This is a genomic window from Flavobacterium urumqiense, assembly GCF_900108015.1.
Lineage (GTDB): Bacteria > Bacteroidota > Bacteroidia > Flavobacteriales > Flavobacteriaceae > Flavobacterium > Flavobacterium urumqiense.
Genome location: NZ_FNVP01000012.1, coordinates 77,990 through 98,535, shown reverse-complemented (window position 1 = coordinate 98,535; position 20,546 = coordinate 77,990). Strand labels below are relative to the sequence as shown.

At 33.1% G+C, this 20,546-nt stretch carries 20 protein-coding genes and 1 tRNA gene; 9 read left to right on the top strand and 12 right to left on the bottom strand.

What is annotated here, in order from left to right:
* A partial coding sequence (locus tag C4S35_RS13385; protein ID WP_146059552.1) for a helix-turn-helix domain-containing protein occupies positions 1-219 on the bottom strand: 219 nt, incomplete at its 3' end.
* Positions 220-420: 201 nt separating this feature from the next.
* Positions 421-5,391, bottom strand: a complete 4,971-nt coding sequence (locus C4S35_RS13380) for a LamG-like jellyroll fold domain-containing protein (RefSeq protein ID WP_104000656.1) — start codon at positions 5,389-5,391, stop codon at positions 421-423.
* Positions 5,392-5,882: 491 nt separating this feature from the next.
* On the opposite strand from C4S35_RS13380, the gene C4S35_RS13375 reads away from it, so the two are divergent.
* The gene (locus C4S35_RS13375; protein WP_104000655.1) at positions 5,883-6,974 is read left to right on the top strand and encodes an alkene reductase; all 1,092 of its coding nucleotides are present in this window, start codon (positions 5,883-5,885) and stop codon (positions 6,972-6,974) included.
* A 58-nt stretch (positions 6,975-7,032) separates the two neighbouring features.
* On the top strand, positions 7,033-8,094 hold the full coding sequence (locus C4S35_RS13370; protein ID WP_104000654.1) for a class I fructose-bisphosphate aldolase: 1,062 nt from the start codon (positions 7,033-7,035) through the stop codon (positions 8,092-8,094).
* A gap of 117 nt (positions 8,095-8,211) precedes the next feature.
* Here C4S35_RS13370 and C4S35_RS13365 read toward each other — a convergent pair whose 3' ends face one another.
* Together C4S35_RS13365 and C4S35_RS13360 are read right to left on the bottom strand one after the other, a co-directional pair.
* On the bottom strand, positions 8,212-8,715 hold the full coding sequence (locus tag C4S35_RS13365; protein ID WP_104000653.1) for a hypothetical protein: 504 nt from the start codon (positions 8,713-8,715) through the stop codon (positions 8,212-8,214).
* Between the two features lie 17 nt (positions 8,716-8,732).
* The gene (locus C4S35_RS13360) at positions 8,733-8,939 is read right to left on the bottom strand and encodes a hypothetical protein (RefSeq protein ID WP_104000652.1); all 207 of its coding nucleotides are present in this window, start codon (positions 8,937-8,939) and stop codon (positions 8,733-8,735) included.
* A gap of 277 nt (positions 8,940-9,216) precedes the next feature.
* On the opposite strand from C4S35_RS13360, the gene C4S35_RS13355 reads away from it, so the two are divergent.
* Positions 9,217-9,780: an ATP-dependent Clp protease proteolytic subunit gene (locus C4S35_RS13355; protein WP_104000651.1), complete on the top strand. Its 564-nt coding sequence runs from the start codon at positions 9,217-9,219 to the stop codon at positions 9,778-9,780.
* A gap of 312 nt (positions 9,781-10,092) precedes the next feature.
* A complete protein-coding gene (locus tag C4S35_RS15515; RefSeq protein ID WP_146059551.1) occupies positions 10,093-10,533 on the top strand; it encodes a hypothetical protein in 441 nt (146 codons plus the stop codon).
* Between the two features lie 267 nt (positions 10,534-10,800).
* Here C4S35_RS15515 and C4S35_RS13345 read toward each other — a convergent pair whose 3' ends face one another.
* Both C4S35_RS13345 and C4S35_RS13340 read right to left on the bottom strand, forming a co-directional pair.
* On the bottom strand, positions 10,801-11,361 hold the full coding sequence (locus C4S35_RS13345) for a DUF6642 family protein (RefSeq protein ID WP_104000649.1): 561 nt from the start codon (positions 11,359-11,361) through the stop codon (positions 10,801-10,803).
* A 209-nt stretch (positions 11,362-11,570) separates the two neighbouring features.
* Positions 11,571-12,401, bottom strand: coding sequence for a hypothetical protein (locus C4S35_RS13340; protein WP_104000648.1), 831 nt, complete (start codon positions 12,399-12,401; stop codon positions 11,571-11,573).
* A 129-nt stretch (positions 12,402-12,530) separates the two neighbouring features.
* On the opposite strand from C4S35_RS13340, the gene C4S35_RS13335 reads away from it, so the two are divergent.
* Positions 12,531-13,061 (top strand): site-specific integrase, encoded by a 531-nt coding sequence (locus C4S35_RS13335; RefSeq protein WP_104000647.1) that lies wholly within the window; start codon positions 12,531-12,533, stop codon positions 13,059-13,061.
* 101 nt (positions 13,062-13,162) lie between these two features.
* On the opposite strand, the gene C4S35_RS13330 is transcribed toward C4S35_RS13335, so the two are convergent.
* Positions 13,163-13,239 (bottom strand) — tRNA-Met (locus C4S35_RS13330).
* Positions 13,240-13,394: 155 nt separating this feature from the next.
* Between C4S35_RS13330 and C4S35_RS13325 the strand changes: the two genes are divergently transcribed.
* Together C4S35_RS13325 and C4S35_RS13320 are read left to right on the top strand one after the other, a co-directional pair.
* A complete protein-coding gene (locus tag C4S35_RS13325) occupies positions 13,395-13,787 on the top strand; it encodes an START-like domain-containing protein (RefSeq protein ID WP_073210168.1) in 393 nt (130 codons plus the stop codon).
* A 54-nt stretch (positions 13,788-13,841) separates the two neighbouring features.
* Positions 13,842-14,681 (top strand): aminotransferase class IV, encoded by an 840-nt coding sequence (locus tag C4S35_RS13320; RefSeq protein WP_104000646.1) that lies wholly within the window; start codon positions 13,842-13,844, stop codon positions 14,679-14,681.
* Here the strand turns inward: C4S35_RS13320 and C4S35_RS13315 are convergent.
* The 5 genes from C4S35_RS13315 to C4S35_RS13295 form a co-directional block, all read right to left on the bottom strand.
* Positions 14,678-15,238, bottom strand: coding sequence for a YqgE/AlgH family protein (locus C4S35_RS13315; protein ID WP_104000645.1), 561 nt, complete (start codon positions 15,236-15,238; stop codon positions 14,678-14,680). The two genes, C4S35_RS13320 and C4S35_RS13315, sit on opposite strands and share 4 nt — an antisense overlap.
* A 120-nt stretch (positions 15,239-15,358) precedes the next feature.
* Positions 15,359-15,631 carry an HU family DNA-binding protein gene (locus C4S35_RS13310; protein WP_104000644.1) on the bottom strand — a complete coding sequence of 91 codons (273 nt, stop codon included), beginning with the start codon at positions 15,629-15,631 and terminating at the stop codon, positions 15,359-15,361.
* Between the two features lie 179 nt (positions 15,632-15,810).
* Positions 15,811-16,758 (bottom strand): methionyl-tRNA formyltransferase, encoded by a 948-nt coding sequence (gene fmt / locus C4S35_RS13305; protein WP_104000643.1) that lies wholly within the window; start codon positions 16,756-16,758, stop codon positions 15,811-15,813.
* Positions 16,758-18,653, bottom strand: a complete 1,896-nt coding sequence (locus tag C4S35_RS13300) for a RecQ family ATP-dependent DNA helicase (RefSeq protein ID WP_104000642.1) — start codon at positions 18,651-18,653, stop codon at positions 16,758-16,760. The genes fmt and C4S35_RS13300 overlap by 1 nt, the downstream gene beginning before the upstream one ends.
* An 84-nt stretch (positions 18,654-18,737) precedes the next feature.
* Complete coding sequence (locus C4S35_RS13295; protein ID WP_104000641.1) at positions 18,738-19,277, bottom strand: AAA family ATPase; 540 nt, start codon at positions 19,275-19,277, stop codon at positions 18,738-18,740.
* Between the two features lie 147 nt (positions 19,278-19,424).
* Between C4S35_RS13295 and C4S35_RS13290 the strand changes: the two genes are divergently transcribed.
* Together C4S35_RS13290 and C4S35_RS13285 are read left to right on the top strand one after the other, a co-directional pair.
* Positions 19,425-19,709, top strand: a complete 285-nt coding sequence (locus C4S35_RS13290; protein ID WP_104000640.1) for a DUF493 family protein — start codon at positions 19,425-19,427, stop codon at positions 19,707-19,709.
* 89 nt (positions 19,710-19,798) lie between these two features.
* Positions 19,799-20,524, top strand: coding sequence for a DUF4290 domain-containing protein (locus tag C4S35_RS13285; RefSeq protein WP_104000639.1), 726 nt, complete (start codon positions 19,799-19,801; stop codon positions 20,522-20,524).
* Positions 20,525-20,546 lie beyond the last annotated feature (22 nt).

The window sequence follows — 20,546 nt, the reverse complement described above, 5'->3', positions numbered from 1 at the left end:
AAGATAAACTTTTTTAGGTTTATTTATTTGACGCTTATCGTATTTTCGCTGAGCTAATTCAGAACTGTATTTACCACTGCGTAAATCGCAATTGCGTTTTAATTCAAGTGTTATAACAGATTTGTCCTTATTTATAAGAATTGCTATTTCACTTTTATTGTAGTTTTGATCTAATAATACACCGATTGTGTATCTTTGTTCGCTGGTTAAGTGGCTCATTATTTACAACTTTGGTCAGGAGCAAATAAAGAACATTTATTCCATTCGAGAGAGAGGGCTTTTTAAAAGTCCTTTCTTTTGAAAAAATGTCTTTATCTCCCCCCTAAAAGTTGCATTAATTAGTTGAATCTAGTGAATAAAATAAGGGCCAAAAAAAAACTGTCTCGAAAGACAGTTTTTTATAAAGACGGATTTAAAACCTTAAGGGACAATTATTTTTTTGCTGATATCTCCACTTGTCGTTTGAATTCGTACGATATATATACCAGAACTTAAATTTTTAATAGGCAGCTGGATATTTTGTTGTGATTGACTCTCAATCTCCCATGTTGCAATTGACTGGCCATTCATATTATACAAAATAACTTTTTGAAGATTTGTTATAGCTGATTTATTGTTAATCATAATTGCATTTTTTCCTTGAAGATTAGTCACTTTTATATCATCTGATTTTTTATTTTTTTTGTCTTTTTCATCCTTACTTTCTTCTTTTTCTTTTTTAGTTTTTTGTTTAAAGCACAATGAAAAACGGTCGTTGTTTTCACCAGATGGAATCAAAACTTCATATTGTTTTTTTCGGATGTCGTTATAGCTGTCATTTTCCGAATCATAAATGAATATTTTTTCATTTTTGTCAAAATTTTCAAGTCCATCAATCATGAATTTTACTTTGCCATCTGTATCTGCTTTGATTCCAATAGGGTAAGATTCATTTCTGTCAAAGTAGCCAACTCCCTGAATTACTAATTGATCTTCTCCATTCATAAAATACATGTCATTAGGAAAGTCATCAAAATTAAAACCATCATAACCATTATCGATATCTGAAGTTGCTTTTTCATCCATAAATCCTATTAACACTTGACGGTGGTAATTATTATTGGAATTATAACCGATTCGAATTCTTTTGTAAGTATCTTTTTTAATAATATCATTATTATTGTTCCAAACGTTATCTTTCTTGTCTTTGGCTGTTGATTTAAACATGATATTTGATACGCCAACCTCATCTTCTTTATGAAAACCTCTTTGAGTATTTTTATAAGTAATAGGACCTCCTGAATTTATATTTCCATACACAAAAAAGCTTTGTCCCACAGGAATAAATTGATTTGGAATACCTTTGGTGCTAGAGCCTAAACCACTTATAAAATCTATACCTGATGAGGTTGCAGGAACTCCACCTGTTAAATTTCTTTCGGCATAACCACCTTGATAATCCCTTAGAATATGGGTGTCATTAGTAGTATACTGTTCCCAAAAATACAGAGTACCATCCATAGAACTTAAATTATCATTTATGAATGCATTGGCATCCAATGCAGAAGGATATGGATTTCCTGTTAAAAGCAATTGGTCGGCACTAACATTATTGGTTGCTATTGTTCCATTATTTGGTTTTCCTACAAAGGTGTAATTCTGAGTTCCTGAAGCTGCTCCGCTTCCTTTTAACGTAAACCCTTGTCCAACTCTAAGAGCACCTGTTTCACCTATTTGTGACCAGTTTGCATAAGTATTTGCAGAATTATCAAATTTATATATCCAGTATCGTGCTAGATTAATAGGGGATCCAGAAGATCCATCATAACCACTAACCCAATTTATGTTTTGTGGTACTGATGCCGTTCCGTCTTTCATTATACTTGTAACCGTATAATCAATATTGTTAGCGGTTGTATTTATGGGACTCACCGGAGCGCTCCAGTAATTATAATTGTATTTGTTGGATTGACCTTGTTGGTCTCTTTCTATCGATCCGGCACTTGATAGGTCCAAATCACTGTCGATGGTTTGTACTAATTGTGACTTGCCCACTAAATCTATTTTTCCATCTAATTTTAGATAACTGGAAACTTCAATTTTTGAATCACTTACAGCAGTTAATATATTACTATTTACTACTAATCCCAAAACTATTTTATTGCTATTTGAAGTTATATTGTGTGCCGTCTTAACGATATTCCAATCTATTTTTGTTGTACCATCTATACCTAAACTATTAGGAACATCCCAAACCTGAAAATAAGTCCAGGTGGCGTCACTTTCCCAATTACCATTAGCTCCGGAGGTATAAGGAATTGGTGCGGTATCTGGTTCTTGAACATAAATACCTTTCAATTTACCATTTTTGGTGTTGCCTGATTTGTCTACTAAATAGCCATTTAAGATATCACTTGTACGATTCATTTGAAAATAACCGGACAAATTAGTCCAATTTATTCCAGTGATGTTTTTGGGTACAATTGCTCCCCTAATATTGCCGCTGCCGTCATTTATGATTTCTTGATTCATCATTTGGCGAATTTGACTAATAGTTAGAGAAGCATTCCAGATTCGAACCTCATCGATATAACCATTAAAATAATTATTGGGAGTTGTACTGTTTTGGGCCATCGCACCTAAAACACAATCAATATTATTCGATGTTGGGTTTACCCCTGAGCCAGTTTTTTCTAATAAACCATCGATGTATAATTTATAGTTAGTTCCGTCGAAAGTGACCCCAATATGATACCATCTGTTCGTATCAATTGCATGAGTGGCGTTTATGGAATTATTATTCCAATTGAATGAAACTATATTATTTACTAATCTTAAATCATATCCATCAGGTGAACTCGTATTTAAACGTTTGGAAATAATTGTTTGTGTATTATTATTACTTGCATTCGATTTTATCCAAGCTTCAATACTAAAATTGCCGCTGTTTAAATTATAGTTATTTTTAAAGTTGATATGATCATCAATTCCATCAAAATTTACAACATTGCATAGTGTAAAAGTGACTACAACATCATCTGTGGTAGAGCAACTGGTAGTCCATCTTAAGATATATGCACCAAGATTAGGACTGTAAAATGTTGAATTTGGACTTGTGTTATTCGAAAAAAGTTCTCCACCTCCGGCAGGTCCACTAATAATGCTCCATGTTCCTGTTTTCCCTGTTGATGCCGCTAATGTGACAAATTCTCCTCCGCACGAAGTTATTTGATTGGGTCCAGCCATACTTGATAAGCAGGAACTCGCATCGATAGCGACTTTAATTGAGCCCTCAATAGGTAAATGGCAAGAGTTTGAATCATATCCCTGAAAGAAATACTTCGTAAAGGAAGATCCAGATGTGGCACCATTACCCATTATAGTTCCGGTCTCTAAAGAAACTTCGGGGCTACAACCCGCACTTAATATAATATTACAATCTGTTGTAACATTGAGGGTAAAACTTAAATCGGCAAATATATATTCGGGATGACCTGATGTTATCGGTAATGTGCCTAGGTTCCAAATGATTTTATTTGTCACTGCGTCAAAGTAGGGAGTGTTGGTCGTTGTAAAACCGTTATACGTGTGATATACAATAGTTGCTCCTGTATTGAAAATTGCTGTTGCCGGAATGGGTATTGAAACTACTGTGTTATTCGTAGCTTCAGTGCCTTCATTAGTAATATTCAATGAGTAATTAATTGTTTGTCCCGGTAAAGCGTTTAAAGTGGGCGGATTTGTTACATTATTAATTGAATTGACACTTATTAATCCTTTAGGTTCCGGAATATAGGCATCTACTGACATGGCAAAACCAAATATGGTATATACTTCATAAGTGGAGCCAAACCTAAAAGTGGTAGAGGTTTGATTTTTTCCTATTACTAAATTTGAGGTATTCGGAATGGTAAACATACTAAAATCGACTCCGGTATTGTTTTGTAAAATAGGATTGCTGGTACCCGGAGCTGGGACTGGGTAAATGGATGAATTGAAAAAGTTGTCGACTGAATTTCCTGCATGGTTCATCGTTAAATAGTTGGTGGTATTGTAAACTGTAGGATCTGCACTTAATTTTTGCACTGCCAGATAATCGCTTCCCGAGTTGGTGGCTACGTCCCCTTCGGCTGCCATAACCCCTAGTTTCATATTTACTTGTCCTGAACCAACAGTTGTGAATCCCGAGATGGGAATTGTTCCATATTCGCCTTGAGTTGTATAAGAACCTGATGCTGCTCGCTGTCCGTTTACATAAGCATAGCCGTCAAAAAGCGTTACAGCGCGACTTTTCATTAAAGGATTTTCATAAATAACCACCATTGACCAACCTCCAGAAAAACCAGGATTAGCATTTGTTCCCTCTGTAAGAGCGACATCGGCAACAGTATAAGCTCCTGGACCATGTGCTTTTACATAATCGGTGATTTCTTGATAACCAATGAAAATTCCACTGTAGGATGTTCCAGGGAAAAGAATATTTGAACTGGTGCCGTTAGTTTTTGCCGTGATGGAAGTATAAGTTGTGGCACCTGGCCCTTTTATAGATATGACTTTTTTATCGTAATTTTTAGTTAGTGTTGTATATGTAGCAACAGTGCCTGAAACATTAACCGAAATAGAAGAATTGATTGTATAATCTGTACCGTTAACGATTGCTGTTGATCTTGTTAGGGTATAAATTTTTATAGTTACTGTACCGTCTGTTATGCTATAAGGTGTTGTTAATGTGGCGGTAGCTATCGATCCAGATGTAGAAATCGTTGCAGGTAGATTTGTAGTTGTACCACCTACAGTTACAGTTATGGTTGGAGTATTAGTGTAATTAAATACGTAAGTGTTGCTACCTGCAAAAGTATAGATTGGGTAATGATTGTTTCCAGGTCCTCCCGTAGTCACTTTTAAATTGTAAGAAGTGTTGGCAATGTTTTGATTGTGAGTTACGGCTGAATTATCATTAACTGGTTGTGTGCCGTTTTGAACTTGCTTTGAAACTGTAAAAGCATCAGCATCATTTGATTTACCGGTCCAATAAAGGCCCGCAAAAAGAACAGTAGAACAAGTTGGGTTAGCTCCATTTTCTCCCGAATTAGAGAGTTCAAGATTAGCCTTCGAAGAATTTAAGGTATTGGAATCGTCGTCAATATCCACATATTTCATCGCATTTCCTTCATTGTTGGTAGTAATTCCATAATTAACAAGAGTTAAATTGGTATTGCCCAACATTGTAAAATCTCCCTTGACATTGTAAACCGTTCGAGCTGGCGTCGCTGCGGCAGTTCTTTGAGTAAAATTAACTTGAGGAGATGTTGGTGCTTGCTGCGCCTTAATTTGAAAAGATAAAACAAAAAATAAAATTGAAAATGCTACATAAAATTTGTAATTGATGGTTTTAGAGTAGAGTTTTTTCATAATTTAATTAAGGTATCTGTATTATTATAAAAATTTTTAGATTTTCTAAGCTGTGAGTATTACGCCTTTAAAATTATATTTTTTGTTTTGTTTAACAGTTTAAAAGCTTAAATAATCGATAAAGTACATGTTTTATATTTTATTGTAGGTAAAAAAGTATAAAAATTAAAATAATTATCGTAAAAAAATACGGTAATGCTGACTATAATAAATTAAAAAAAATTATTGTAAATCTCTATAGGTATTTCTTGGCTTTCGTTCCTATTTACTTGCATCCGCCCTAAGTGAATTTATGCGTATTCGAGGTGGTTTTGATTGCCATAAATATGATAATATTTTTATTGTATTTTATTTTGGCCAATTCTATGAAGACCTATTTTTCCTTGATAGTAAACAGTAATAGATTGATCTTTCTTATTTTAAAAAGAAATAAATGACACTTTTGAAAATAATTTAAATATCTTTATACTAATTATTTAAGAAAAAAAAATATGAAAACGTCCAAATTATTCTCACCAGAAACAGTTGGTTCTATTGCGTTAAAAAACAAAATTGTTATGGCGCCAATGACTAGATGCAGAGCAATTGATAGTATTCCTAACGAACTTATGGCGGAGTATTATAAACAACGTTCAAGTGCTGGATTGATAATAACTGAAGGAACATCACCATCTCCTAACGGTCTTGGATATGCCCGTATTCCCGGGGTCTTTAGTGAGAACCAGGTAGAAGGATGGAAAAAAACAACAACGGCAGTTCATAAAAATGGAGGTAAAATAATAGTTCAGTTAATGCATTCCGGAAGAATTAGCCATCATCTCAATATGCATAAAGATGCGCTGATTGTAGCACCTTCAGCAGTAAAAGCAGCCGGACAAATGTGGACCGATTTAAAAGGATTGCAAGATTTTGATGTTCCAAAAGAAATGACTTCTCAGGAAATTTTACATGCCAAAACAGAATATGTTGCCGCTGCCGAAAATGGTTTGTTTGCGGGCTTTGACGGAGTTGAATTGCATTCGGCTAACGGATACCTTTTAGAAGAATTTCTTTCCCCAATAAGCAATATTAGAGAAGACAATTATGGTGGAAGTATTGAAAACCGTTGCCGTTTTGTGATTGAAGTGGTAACAGCCGTTGCAAAAGCCATTGGAAAAGAAAAAACGGGAATTCGCTTGTCACCTTATGGAGTAGCTAGTGACATGCCTCATTATCCGGAGATAGAAGCCACTTATGATTATTTGGCAAGGGAACTCAATAAATTAGATATCGCCTATATTCATCTTGTCGATCACTCGGCTATGGGAGCGCCTCCGGTTCCTTTGGAAATTAAAAAACGGATACGAAACAATTTTAAAAACACGATTATCCTTTGTGGTGGTTTTGATAAAGAAAGTGCTGAAGCAGTTCTTGAAAGTGAACTTACGGATTTGGTAGCTTTTGGGCGGCCATTTATCAATAATCCCGACCTTGTTGAAAGATTTGAAAACAATTGGCCTTTATCACAGGATCTTAATATGGATTTGTTTTATACAGCGGACGAAAAAGGATATACTGATTATCCATTTTACAAAATGGAGTAAAGTAATTACATTTATCTATTAAAAAGTGTTTTGGAAATTTATTCAAATCAAAGTCAAAATGAAAGATTTACGCCAATTATTGGATTTATTAGGGGACGAAAAGGATTCGTTGTTAAATCATGTCTGTACAAAAATTACGAAAGAGCACATTCATTTTCCGAATCCAAATCATATAGAGACTCATTTTTTGCAAAGTAATAGAAAGGCACAATCCATTCGAAGCTTAACGCAGTTATACAATCACGGTCGGCTTTCTAACACTGGCTATCTGTCAATTTTGCCAGTCGATCAAGGAATTGAGCATACTGCAGGAAGTTCCTTTTCTCCAAACCCCATTTATTTTGATCCTGAAAATATTGTAAAGTTAGCCCTGGAAGCCGGTTGTAATGCGGTCGCTTCTACAATGGGAGGATTGGCAATGTTATCCAGGAAATATGCTCATAAAATTCCATTTGTGGTAAAAATAAATCACAACGAACTATTGACTTATCCAAATAAGTACGACCAAATCATGTTTGGTAGTGTCCGCGACGCTTGGAATATGGGTGCTGTAGCGGTAGGAGCGACGGTTTATTTTGGCTCTGCTGAATCCGACAGGCAAATCATAGAAGTGGCGAAGGCTTTTGAACAGGCCCATAATTTGGGTATGGCTACTATTCTTTGGTGCTATTCGAGAAATGATGCTTTTTTAAAAGATGGTGTCGATTACAATACTGCAGCCGACATTACTGGTCAAGCCAATTATCTTGGTGTTTCCATTCAGGCTGATATTATTAAACAAAAGTTACCAACTAACAATGGTGGTTTTACCGCAATAAAATTTGCCAAATCAAGTCCGGACATGTACACCAAATTAGCCAGCGATCATCCCATAGATTTATGCCGTTATCAGGTACTGAATTGTTACTCGGGACGGATCAGCATGATTAATTCAGGAGGGGAGTCAAAAGGGGAAAATGATTTGGCGCAAGCTATAAAAACGGCCGTGATTAATAAGCGGGCAGGAGGAGCTGGAATGATTATGGGAAGAAAAGCTTTTCAGCGTCCTTTTAGCGAAGGTGTAGAACTCATACATGCGGTACAGGAAATATACTTAGACAAAGAAGTTTCGATAGCTTAATTAAATATGATTATAAACTTTTTTTAGTAGATTTTACATTATTTAAAAAAGAAATAGAATTAATGCATCTTATCAATAATTCTATTTCTTTTTTTTATAAAGTTTAAAAGGTATTATTTACAAGAAATTTTTCGGAGATTTGTTTTGATCTTCAATCTCTGAATCTTCCTCATCATTTACATTCGCCCGTTTGAAATTGTTATTGCTATTTTGTGGTGAATCTAAATCATTTTCATTTTCACTTACGTTTTCTTCTGCATTATATGCACTTTGCGGATCTTTATTTTGTTCTTCATCAGATCGTTGCTCCTGATTTTCGTTAAAAATTTGGTCCGTTTGTGAATCAGATTTGCTTTCTTCCTGATTATTAAGCTCTTTCTTCCAATCTGATATTGCAGAAGTTGAACTTTTAAATTCTTCAATAATGTTTTCATTAGTAGGATTTCTTTCTTGATCCTGATCTGAAATGTCCTTTGGATCTTGTTCCATTTTTGGATCAGATTGATCTGCCAATTGATTGCTAGTGTTTTCCGAATCTGAAGTCTCGAAATTCGCTTCTTTTTGTGGGTTTTGGTTATCCTGGCTCTCTTGACCTAAATTACCTTTATTATCATTTTCCATAAAAATTGATAATAGGATTAATGTTTTTTAGTTGAATGAGCTCCAGAATCTTTGTCTGATTTTTTTTCATGACTTTTAGATTTTGAAGTTTCAGGTCTTTTTTCGTCCATTTTTTTTGCATCTGTTTTAGAAGTTGCGTTGGTGCCAGTTGTTTTTTCATCCTCTGTTTTTGAAGATTCGACGGCGTTTTTTGCTTTAGTGTCTTTTGCATTTAAAGGTTTCATAATGTAATTTTTTTGAAATTAATATTACTATAAATTTATATACTAATTAAATGATAAACAAGTAGTTATGTAAAAAATGAGGTTTTTTTAACAGTGCGACTGTTTATTAATTATGCTTCATGAATTTTAGTAAAAATTAACTGTCTTTCATGTTTTAAATAAATTTTACACTACATTTTTTTTGATTAACTTTAATGTTTTAATAAAATTAAGACCGTAGCGGGAGCAATTAACATCTATATTTTTATACATAAATTCATAAGAAAATAAGTGAAATATGAAAAATATCAAAACAGTTTTTATCCATTTTTTTGACGAAATAAACGCAGATAAAGTAAATAAATTTATTAAGTTTACCACTCAAGCTATTGAAAATCATAACCCAAATGAACTCTATTATTTTATATCTTCTAATGGAGGCGATGTTGACTCGGGGTTTGTACTTTATAATTTTTTAATTTCTTTAAAAAGTAAATTAACTGTAACGATGCACAATATTGGTTCCATTGATTCAATAGCTAATGTGATTTTTGTGAGTGCTGATAAAAGATTCTCTGCACCAAGCGCATCATTTTTATTTCATGGCGTCACCTTGGATATTAATTTGAGCTGCACCGCAACAATGTTAAAAGAAAATCTAAGCAGACTGGAAGGTATGGAAAATAGAATTGCGCACGCGCTCAGTGAACACACTAAACTGACTGAAAAAGAAATCAGTTCTCTTTTTCGGCAAGGAGAAGATAAAGATGTTTTTTTTGCACTTGAAAAAGAAATAATACACGAAATTAAAGTGCCCGCTATTCCTGCCGATTCAATTTACTTAGCAATGACTTTTACATAAGAAAAACTGTACAGCACGAAATTTATTGAAATAAAGGTTCTCTAATTATAATATGGTTTACCCGTTGGATTACATTAATAAAATCCTGAATTATTAAACAGCTAACCCTTTGCGGGTACTTATTAAAAACATAGAACTACTGCGAAATTATTAGAACTACTTTAAATTAAAATTAACAGATTTGGACTGAAGGATAATAAAATCATTGACTACCTTAGTGTAGAAACTAAATTTAATAATTTTTGCTATCGGAGTTTAATAGTTTTTGGGACAAGTAAAAAACGGAAAAAAAACACAGGAAATAAAAACAAGATGAAAAGAACAATCAAATCGATTAAAGAAACATCCAAACCTGGAAATCAAATCGAAGAAGAAAATTATGTTGACTTATTACTTAATAAAAAAAGTGTAATTCAAGTATCGGATAATCTCAATAGAAAATTAAGAAGAAAAATTCTTGTGAAAGCTAATTTTAAAACTACTGTAAATAGTAAGCGCTATAGGGATGAGGTTAAACCTGTTGTACCTACGCAGCCAATGCCATCAATACAGCCCCCAGTGGAACCGACCGAACCACCAGCCCCAATACCAATACAACCACCAGCCCCAGTACCCCAAATAATACCGGAGCCTGCTGAACCTTCTGTCCCTCCTATAGTACCTTTGCCTCCTGTAGTGCCTTTGCCTGCTGTACCACTTGTTCCACAAGTACCTTTTGTACCCACGGCAGGAAACCACATTGTTGCATCGTAGAAAACTTTTTATATCTCTAAAATAATATAAGAATTTTTTAATATGGGTTTTATCTGCCAAGAAAAGACCCGTTAAGAGTTTGTTATACGGTAGGTCTTACTGTTGAAGTACATAAAAAAACCAGAAATATTTTTCGAAAAACACGGATTTTATGATATCTCATACAAGGTTATTTTTTGTCTCTAAGGATCAAAAAAAACTGGAACTGCAGAGAATTCAATTTATGTACATAGTGGGGACGGTGACATCGACAGACTGATTTCATATTTAATAATACAATCTAAAATCGAGTAGTTTACAGAGGGAATAATGTTTTTGAAATAATTCTTCTACAATTTCGACAACATTATCCTGTTCTTCGAATAAGCTAAAGAAAGCTTTGTCTAGGGCGCTGCTCGTTGTTGTATTGAATGCTGCGCCATAACCAGAAATGGCACGCGCACCAGTAACATCTAAAAAGTATTGCGCTTCTTCCTGGCTCAAGTCCAATACCTTTGCATTGGCAAAATGCAAAATTTTACCTTTCATTTTTCCTTCAAAAAGCTCCGCTATTTCTTCTAAACTGTAATAATACTCATTGAGGCAAATAGTATTTCCTTCGCCTTGCATGACTAAATAAATTATTTCATAATTGATAAAATTATGATCCTCATAGAGTAATGCATTTAAACTTTCTTCTAATCCCTCAATAGTATCGCAAGTTTTATAAATGCTTGTAATACCTTGTTGAAAAGCTAATTGTTCTAGGTTTTTTACCACTTCAGTAGTGGTGGCTGTTTCTATATCGGGAACAGCTTCGAGGCAGAAAATAAAGGTATCCGAATCCATGAAATTTAGTTTATGTAAATTATCTATTAGGGTTGGAGATGCTAATTGCGTTTTGCATGACTGATCTATTTGTATAAACAAACATAGTATATGCAAATTAAATATCGAAATAAATCAAAGAAAAAAAGTGATACAAAAAAAGTGTATCACACAAACCTGTTAAGGATTAATATTGATACACTTCGAGTTTTGATACAGAAACTAATATTTTAGGATTCGTTTCCGAAAATATTCAATTGATTTTCGTTTGCTTCTCTTTTTTTCCTTTGTTTCTTTCTTTCTGGAGTTTCAACTGGTTTATCGTTTTCAAAATAATGGTTAACACTCAAAATATTAGATGCAATAATTTTTTCATTTCCGTCATTATCCAATTCTTTTTTTATATTGAGAACGCAATTAATAGCTGAGCCGTTTTTAAATTCGATTTTACCTGTTTGAATTAGTGTTTTAAATTCATTGGATTTCATATCAAATGAAATGGCATTGTTATTATAAATTCCTTTCCATTTGTAATTACCTTTTTTTAACACAGGAGATATAATTTCTATTACTGCATCTTCAATTGGTTCTGTTTCGATTTCATTAGATGGTAAAATGTATTCTTTGCAATTTTCTTGTAAAATATAATGTTCTTTAGAAATAGGCAATCTGTAATTATCCTCAACGGCAAATAAGATTTTTTGAATTCGTTTTTCTTTTTCAATCTCTTCATAAAAATTAGACTTGTACTTTTTTATTTTTTGATTAGAATCTATTTTAATAACAACGTCTTTTAATTCTTGCTTGATTTTTTCATTTTTCAGTCTTTGTTCTTCATTTTTAAGTCTTTTACTCTCATTTTCTAATTCCTTTCCATCAATTTCAACTTCTTTTTCTCTTCTATCAGATTCATCTTCAAAAAACTTTTCTACTACTATTTCAGTTGTTTTTGATAGGGCAGTAGTTATTGGTGTTGCGACAGTTGCAATTACCAAAGCAGTAAACAGCGCAATTGTTAACGTAGCTTTTTTGTTTTCGTTTTTCAGTGAGAGTTTGACCATCTTAGAATTCCGCCCTCTGCAAGAGCTTCTGTTTCTATTGAAAATTCTATATCAAAAATTTTACCCATTTCCGAAATAAGGCGAATTAGTTCAAGTTCTCCTTTATTTTGGAAAAGGGAAAAAAAGAATATGTACAGGAATTATTTTGTTCAAGGTTTTAAACTTTCCTTGCTAACTGGTGGCCGTAGGGAAGAAGTTGTTGACTTAAAATGGAGTAATATATTTAAGTATGTGAGAGGCGTTAAGTTTTTTAAAATTACAAATATAAAAGTCGAATTATTAACTGCTGAGGATTATTGGAAATATATTCCAATAAATACGGATTTGATGAACTTACTACTTAAATTGGGTTATCATGATAAAAAGCAAACAGATGATTTTATACTTTTTCCAGAGAGACAAATATTAAAAAAGACTATAATGAATGACTTATCTAAAGGATTTACTCATTATAAAAAAATGGCAAATATTGATAAAAAAGTAAGTTTTAAGAATTTAAGGAAAACTTATTTATCTTGGGTGAATGCAGTTATGAACAAAGATACGTGTATTTTATCATCACATTCAACTTATGAGATACTCGAAAGGTATTATATTGACCCAACTATTTTAAGTGTAATTGAAGAAGGAGCGTTGAAAATTTCTGTTTTTGGAACATAAAACGTCACTCCTTTTCGTCACTCCTGGGGTTGAGGTCTGAAGAATCAGTTGAATTTTAAGCATAAAAAAACCCTAACGTATTGCTGTTAGGGTTTTTGCTTTGGTAGCGAGACCGAGATTTGAACTCGGGACCTCAGGGTTATGAATCCTGCGCTCTAACCGACTGAGCTATCTCGCCATGATTTAGGGTGGTAAACCATCCCTGAATGCGGGTGCAAATATAAAAATAATAATACAGCTTGCAAGCGTTTTTTAAAGAAAAAAAAATATTTTTAAAAATGCTTTTTTTTCGGACTTATATTCTATATATTTCAGAAAAATTAAATGTAGCTCATGGATCAAAAAGTACGTTACGAAATCGAGTTCCCCATAAATTCCTCGCCTCAATTATTATATCAATATATATCGACTCCATCTGGTCTATCAGAATGGTTTGCCGACAATGTAAATTCTCGTGGTGAATTTTTTACTTTTATTTGGAATGATTCCGAGGAAAAAGCCAGACTTGCCTCTAAAAAGTCAGGTGAAAAAGTAAAATTCAAATGGATAGATGAAAATAATAAAGATACTGAATACTTTTTTGAGTTGCATATTTTGGTAGATGAGTTAACTAAGGATGTTTCCCTAATGGTGATTGACTTCGCTGAAAAAGATGAAGTTGATGAGGCTACTCAACTATGGGAAAATCAAATTTCAGATTTAAAACATCTTATAGGTTCTGTATAGTTTAATCTTATTTTATGACTTATATTTGCCCTGAATAAATTTAGGGCTTTTTTTATGATTAATTTTAATGGAACTATGGTGTCAAAAGACGCTAATATACTGACACAAAATCGCGGTTTCTTATATGGTGATGCTGTTTTTGAAACGGTTAAAATAATAAACAATAAAATTCTATTTTTAGAAGATCATTATTTTAGATTGATGGCTTCTATGCGGGTGGTCCGAATGGAAATACCCATGAATTTCACCATGGAATATTTAGAAGAACAAATTCTGTCATTGGTTAAAAATAATTCATTGTCGGACTCATCTCGTGCTCGAATTACGGTTTATAGAAATGATGGGGGCTATTACTTACCAAGCAATAACAGTATTTCCTTTTTGATACATACCGTTGCATTAGAAAACGCCTCTTATTCTATTGAACAAAAGGAATATGAAGTAGATCTTTACAAAGATTTTTATGTGACGAAGCAACTACTATCTTCTATAAAAACAACCAATAAAATTATCAATATTACTGGAAGTATTTATGCTCATGAAAATGGTTTAGACAATTGTATTTTATTGAATGACAGCAAAAATGTAGTCGAAGCATTGCAAGGAAATATTTTTATGCTAATTGGAAATAGACTGATTACACCACCCGTTTCAGAAGGTTGTTTGAACGGTGTTATGAGAAAACAAATTTTGGGGTTGGCAAGAAGAATAGAGGATTTAGAAGTTGTTGAAGAAGTGATTTCCCCATTCGATCTTCAGAAAGCAGATGAATTGTTTTTAACAAATGTCATAAAAGGGATACAACCCATTACTAAATACCGAAAGAAAACGTTTACTGCCAAACTAGCTAATCAATTAGTGCAAATGCTTAATGAAATGTTAACTGTAAATTAATTTAAATAGGGGTTTTCAGGGGCATTTGACCATATCAGGTATTCTCCTCCTAATTCTTTTATTTGTTCTTGCCAGAAATGAGTTGCTGATTTTCCGATGATTTTATTTTCATAATTATTTTCAGTGATAATCCATGAATTTTCTAACATTTCGTGTTCTAATTGGTTCTCATCCCAACCCGTATAACCTAGAAAAAAACGAATATTGTCTTTATTGATTTTTCCTTCGTTGATTAATTCTTTGGTAGATTCAAAATCACCTCCCCAATAGATCCCATTAGAAATTTCAATACTGTTTGAAATTAAATTAGGAATATTGTGTATGAAATAAAGATTGTCTTGTTCTACCGGGCCACCATTATAAATTTTGAACCGTGCACAAATTTCAGGAATCAAATCATTGATGGTATATTTTAATGGCTTGTTTATAATAAAACCAACAGATCCTTCTTTATTATGATCTGCTAATAAAATTACGGATCTATTGAATGATAAATCGCCAACTATAGAAGGTTCTGCTATAAGTAGATGTCCTTTTCTTAATTTTTCTGAGATCATGACATTGTCTTTTTTAAGTAATTAAATTTAAGAATAAATTCATTAAAACTCCAAATAAAGTCGTTAAAGTGCATAAAAAAACCTTCCTGTGGAAGGTTTTATTATATTGGAAAACTTAAACTAGTTTACTGCTCCTTCTAATTCTGCGCCAGCTTTAAATTTCACAACATTTTTAGCAGCGATTTGAATAGTTTTTCCTGTTTGAGGATTTCTACCGTCTCTTGCAGCTCTAGCTGAAACTGACCAAGATCCAAAACCTACTAAAGATACTCTTCCACCTTTTTTCAAAGTACCGCCCACATTTCCTAAAAATGACTCTAAAGCTAATTTTGCAGCAGCTTTTGTAATTCCTGCATCAGCAGCCATAGCATCGATTAATTCTGATTTGTTCATAATGAATAGTTATTAATTGTTGGTTAAAAATATTTGTTAATACACAAATTTAATAGGAAAAACGTTCCTTGCAAGTGTTTTAGCTGTTTTTAGTTAGTTTTGTTGATAACTTATTTTTTTTGTTCATAAAACGCTATTTTTAGTGCTAAAATCATCGATAAACACCCATTTTGCTGAGGTTAATAGACTTTTGAATTTTCAGTAAAAGAAATTCCGTTTAGTAACTCGGCTGTAGTCATCCTTTTTTTTCCGGGAAATTGTAAATTTAATACTTGAATAAATCCATTTGCTACAGCAATTTTTATTTCTTTTTTGGTGCAAACCAAATGACCAATGGAATAGGAGTGGTCTTCTGAAATAACTTTTGCATCATAAATTTTCACATTCCACTCTTCATTTTTGTCTCCAAAGAAACACCAAGCTGCCGGATAAGGACTCAGTCCTCGAATCAAGTTATTTATTTCTGAAGCTGATTTTGTCCAATCTATTTTGCAATTCTCTTTATTTAGCTTGTATGCCGTTTTAATATCAGCATCATCTTTTTGAATAATTGTCGTTACATTTCCTTTTTCAATCATTTCCAAAGTTTCAATAACGGTAGTACTTCCCAAATCCATTAATCGATTGTGCAATTCTCCTGCATTTTCAGTTTCACCAATTTCGATTTCTGAACTTAAAATCATAGCCCCCGTATCAATTTTATCGTCGATAAAAAAAGTAGTTACGCCAGTTTTTGGTTCTCCATTTATAATTGCCCAATTTATGGGCGCAGCACCTCTATAATTGGGTAGGAGAGAAGCGTGAAGATTAAATGTACCCCGTGAAGGCATTTCCCAAACCACTTTTGGAAGCATTCTAAAAGCAACTACAATTTGTAAATTGGCATTCAGGGATTTTAATTCGGATAAAAAAGTTTCGTCTTTTAGATTTGTAGGTTGTAATAAAGTAAGGTTATTTGCTAATGCAAATTCTTTTACAGCGGAGTATTTTATTTTTTGTCCCCGACCTGCCGGTTTGTCTGCAGCTGTAATAACGCCAACAACCTCATAGTTGTTTTTAATTATGGTCTGCAGAATTCCAACTGCAAATTCAGGTGTTCCCATGAAAACAATTCGTAATTTTTCCATTATGATTTTAAAGTATATTTATTGTTTGGTTGTACAAGTATGGCGTTGTTTTCTAGTAAATGTTGCAATACAAAAATAATATTGTCAGGACTATTTTTAGTTTTATCCTGTATTTCTCTAGAATTTAGATCCGCAGTTTGTAATAAAGTAATGATTTCTTTTGCTAGTGAAATAACATCTGGTTTTCGCTGTTTTTTTGTGATGCAATACGAACAAATACCACAGTCAGTATTGGCTTTTTCGCCAAAATAGTTCAAAATTAATTTACTTTTACAAACCTTTTTCTCATTAATATAATCAAGTACAGCTTTGAGTTGGTCCTTTTTTAATTGATTTTGATTTTCTAAATATTTAGAAACTCTGCTAATTGTTCTTTCATCTTCCCGAACTTCGTTGAAAATTAATGTGGCATCATTATTTTTCGAATGGTATTCAATAAGGCCTTTTTCTTTTAATTTTTTTAAAACGGCATGTATTTCTGCTGTAGCATGATTCGATTTTTTTGCAATCAATTCTAAATTAAAAGCGGTTTGCATTTCGTAAATTCCCGGATACGTTCGCAATATTGCTAAAATAATTTCCTCATCATTCGAATTTAAACTCATATAACGAATCACTTCTTTGGATGAAATTAAAAATTGAATGGTGATTTTTTCGGAAAATTCCGGAGAAAGAGTAATAATGCCTTGTCGGTCCAGAAATTGCATGGCATTGTACGTTTTCAAGATAGGAAAACCATATTTTAAACAGAAATGATTCAAATTGAAAGTGAATTGTTCGTTAATTCCTTCTCCATATGCGATTTGAAAATAATTGCAAAGCTTCACATACATTTGATTCAGAAACTTTTTATCAGGGAGAATATTTATAAACTGGCTTTCCGTCTGAATGATATCAGAAGGACTTGTCAACAGAACAGCAAATGCTTTTTCGCCATTTCTTCCCGCGCGACCGGCTTCCTGGTAATAATTTTCTAAATTCTCCGGTAGTTGAATGTGAATCACCGTTTTTACACTGGATTTGTCAATTCCCATTCCAAAAGCATTCGTGGCAACAATTATTTGTACTTCATCGTTCATCCATAATTGCATATTTTTATCTTTCTCTTTGGACGAAAGTCCGCCGTGATAATAAGTTGCTTTAAAACCTAAAGACTGTAGTTGCGCAGAAACATCTAAACACGATTTTCTGTTTCGCACATAAATGATGGAAGGTTGCGGATTTTTCTTCAGTATTTGTTCAATTCTAAAAAGTTTATCTTCTACTTCAAAGACCATATAGGCGATATTTTCCCTTGCAAATGATTTTTCGAAAATTTGTGGGTTGTGCAATCCTAATTCGTTGATGATATTTTCCTTTACTTTTGAAGTCGCCGTTGCTGTCAAAGCCAAGAAAGGTACTTTTGGAAAATGTGTTTTTAAGGAAGAAATTTTTAAATAGGCAGGACGAAAATCATGTCCCCATTGCGAAACACAATGTGCTTCGTCTATGGTGATTAAGTTTATGGGAAGGTTTTTTATTCTTTCTAATATCCAATCTGACTGCAGTCGTTCTGGTGATAAGTAAAGGAATTTATAATTTCCGAATTGGCAATTGTCCAGCAGATCAATCATTTCCTCAGATCGTATGCCTCCCGTTAGAGCAATCGCTTTTATGTCTCGCTTCTGTAAATTAGCGACTTGATCTTTCATCAAAGCTACCAAAGGCGAAATCACCAAACAAATGCCTTGATTCATCATCGCTGGAATCTGAAAACACACTGATTTTCCGCCACCGGTTGGCATTAATGCAAAAGTATCTTGACCACTTAAAACTGAATTAATAACTTCGTTTTGCAGTGACCTAAATTTATCATGTTTCCAATATTTTTGAAGAATAGCTACTGCTTCTTGCATAGATTACAGTCCCGAGACTTCGGGATCAGATTTTAAGTTATACTAGATGAAAAAAATCGTAAATCCCAAATTGTAATTCGTAAATTATTTAGAAATTTCATCTAAGATAAAAAGAATTCTGTTATCTAAAGTATCTTTTGGCACTTCTATAAGTTCGTAGCCATAGTTTTGATAGGTTTCAGCAAGATGCGTATAAATGATTTTGGCTTGTTCGAAGTTTTCGTAACGTTCGCCATCGCTAATGTATATGTCTTCCCAAGGCGGAAGAATGAAGATTTTCGAGTAGGTATGATCTCGGCAGGCAGCATCAAAAAAATCAGGGTAACTGTCCCCGATGTAGTGCATATAAGCTAAAACATCCGGAATTCCTCTGTCGATAAATACAATTTCATGAGGTTCTTGGGAAGCATCTTGAAATTGTTTTTTTCTTCCTTCCAGCAATAATTCGCTGAATAACAATGGTTTTTCTAGAAACAACTGCTCAATTCCTTGTTTTTTAGCTTCCAAGGTTACTTCCCGAGAAATTTCGGGGTAGCAACAATATCCGTTAGCTATCAATCCGTCTATGATAGTACTTTTCCCTGTTCCAGGACCGCCAATGATAACTATGATTTCTTTCTGCACTTTTAAAAAATAAGGCGCAAATTTACTTAAACTTATCGGGATTTAAAAAATTGATTGCTATTAAAATAATATTAGGCAAAAAATCATAATTCAAAATTCATAATTTACTTTTGAAACCGTATATTTGCCTTTATTTTTAAAAGAAAAATGGACAAAAAGACTGAAGAATTTTACGAGAGATTAAAAGTGGAGTTGGATATGAGTAATACATGGCCAGCATTGTATTTGTTTAAGTTTATTGTACCTACTGAAAATGATAACGTGGAGCGCGTAGAATTGTCTTTTGATTGTATGGGTGCAGTTATAAAAACTACTAAATCCAAAACTGGAAAATTCACCAGTATATCTGTTGACGTCACTGTTAAAGATGCACAAGAAATAGTAGATAAATACCTAGAAGTTTCTACAATAAAAGGTATTGTTTCATTGTAAATAAGAAATGAATTTGAAATGGTACACTCGAATGATTATAAATTTTCGGGAATAGTAGCATACAAAATCAAAAATACATACATTCGAATATGAATTCAAAATATATAAAAGAAAACTCGAACGATGTTGTCCACCATTTGGAATATAATGCGGAGCGATCTCATTTGATTATTCCGGAATACGGACGTCATTTGCAAAAGCTAATTGATCAGGCAACTAAAATTGAAGATGATGTGGAGCGCAACAAAGCGGCAAAATATATCATTCAGGTTATGGGAAGTTTGAATCCTCACTTGCGTGATGTTCCTGATTTTCAACATAAGTTATGGGATCAGATTTTTATCATGTCTGATTTTAAATTGGTTGCTGATTCACCATATCCAATTCCTTCACGTGAAGTTTTGCAACTGAAACCAGATGTATTACAATATCCTCAAAATTTCCCCAAATACAGATATTATGGCAACAATATAAAGTACATGATTGACGTAGCCAATAAATGGGAAGAAGGCGAAATGAAAAATGCATTAGTGAAAGTGATTGCTAATCACATGAAGAAATCATATTTGAGTTGGAACAAAGACACCGTAAAGGATGATGTTATTTTCGAACATTTATATGAACTTTCCGATGGAAAATTGAATTTAATTCAAAGTACAGAAGAACTGCTGAATACAACCGATTTATTACGAACCAATAAAAGAGTATCTAATAAAATTTTACCAGTTGGACAGCCAAAAATTCTTAGTAACAAGAATTTAAAAACTGGTAAACCCAACCCTATTCACAAAAACCAAAACAGAAAACCTTTGTAAGTCAGTTATAAATTAGGAGTTA

Bases quoted from the DNA above. Each gene is read 5' to 3' on its own strand.
- C4S35_RS13380 (WP_104000656.1), bottom strand. From the start codon at position 5,391: ATGAAAAAACTCTACTCTAAAACCATCAATTACAAATTTTATGTAGCA.
- C4S35_RS13375 (WP_104000655.1), top strand. From the start codon at position 5,883: ATGAAAACGTCCAAATTATTCTCACCAGAAACAGTTGGTTCTATTGCG.
- C4S35_RS13370 (WP_104000654.1), top strand. From the start codon at position 7,033: ATGAAAGATTTACGCCAATTATTGGATTTATTAGGGGACGAAAAGGAT.
- C4S35_RS13365 (WP_104000653.1), bottom strand. From the start codon at position 8,715: ATGGAAAATGATAATAAAGGTAATTTAGGTCAAGAGAGCCAGGATAAC.
- C4S35_RS13360 (WP_104000652.1), bottom strand. From the start codon at position 8,939: ATGAAACCTTTAAATGCAAAAGACACTAAAGCAAAAAACGCCGTCGAA.
- C4S35_RS13355 (WP_104000651.1), top strand. From the start codon at position 9,217: ATGAAAAATATCAAAACAGTTTTTATCCATTTTTTTGACGAAATAAAC.
- C4S35_RS15515 (WP_146059551.1), top strand. From the start codon at position 10,093: ATGAAAAGAACAATCAAATCGATTAAAGAAACATCCAAACCTGGAAAT.
- C4S35_RS13345 (WP_104000649.1), bottom strand. From the start codon at position 11,361: ATGGATTCGGATACCTTTATTTTCTGCCTCGAAGCTGTTCCCGATATA.
- C4S35_RS13340 (WP_104000648.1), bottom strand. From the start codon at position 12,401: ATGGTCAAACTCTCACTGAAAAACGAAAACAAAAAAGCTACGTTAACA.
- C4S35_RS13335 (WP_104000647.1), top strand. From the start codon at position 12,531: ATGTACAGGAATTATTTTGTTCAAGGTTTTAAACTTTCCTTGCTAACT.
- C4S35_RS13325 (WP_073210168.1), top strand. From the start codon at position 13,395: ATGGATCAAAAAGTACGTTACGAAATCGAGTTCCCCATAAATTCCTCG.
- C4S35_RS13320 (WP_104000646.1), top strand. From the start codon at position 13,842: ATGATTAATTTTAATGGAACTATGGTGTCAAAAGACGCTAATATACTG.
- C4S35_RS13315 (WP_104000645.1), bottom strand. From the start codon at position 15,238: ATGATCTCAGAAAAATTAAGAAAAGGACATCTACTTATAGCAGAACCT.
- C4S35_RS13310 (WP_104000644.1), bottom strand. From the start codon at position 15,631: ATGAACAAATCAGAATTAATCGATGCTATGGCTGCTGATGCAGGAATT.
- fmt (WP_104000643.1), bottom strand. From the start codon at position 16,758: ATGGAAAAATTACGAATTGTTTTCATGGGAACACCTGAATTTGCAGTT.
- C4S35_RS13300 (WP_104000642.1), bottom strand. From the start codon at position 18,653: ATGCAAGAAGCAGTAGCTATTCTTCAAAAATATTGGAAACATGATAAA.
- C4S35_RS13290 (WP_104000640.1), top strand. From the start codon at position 19,425: ATGGACAAAAAGACTGAAGAATTTTACGAGAGATTAAAAGTGGAGTTG.
- C4S35_RS13285 (WP_104000639.1), top strand. From the start codon at position 19,799: ATGAATTCAAAATATATAAAAGAAAACTCGAACGATGTTGTCCACCAT.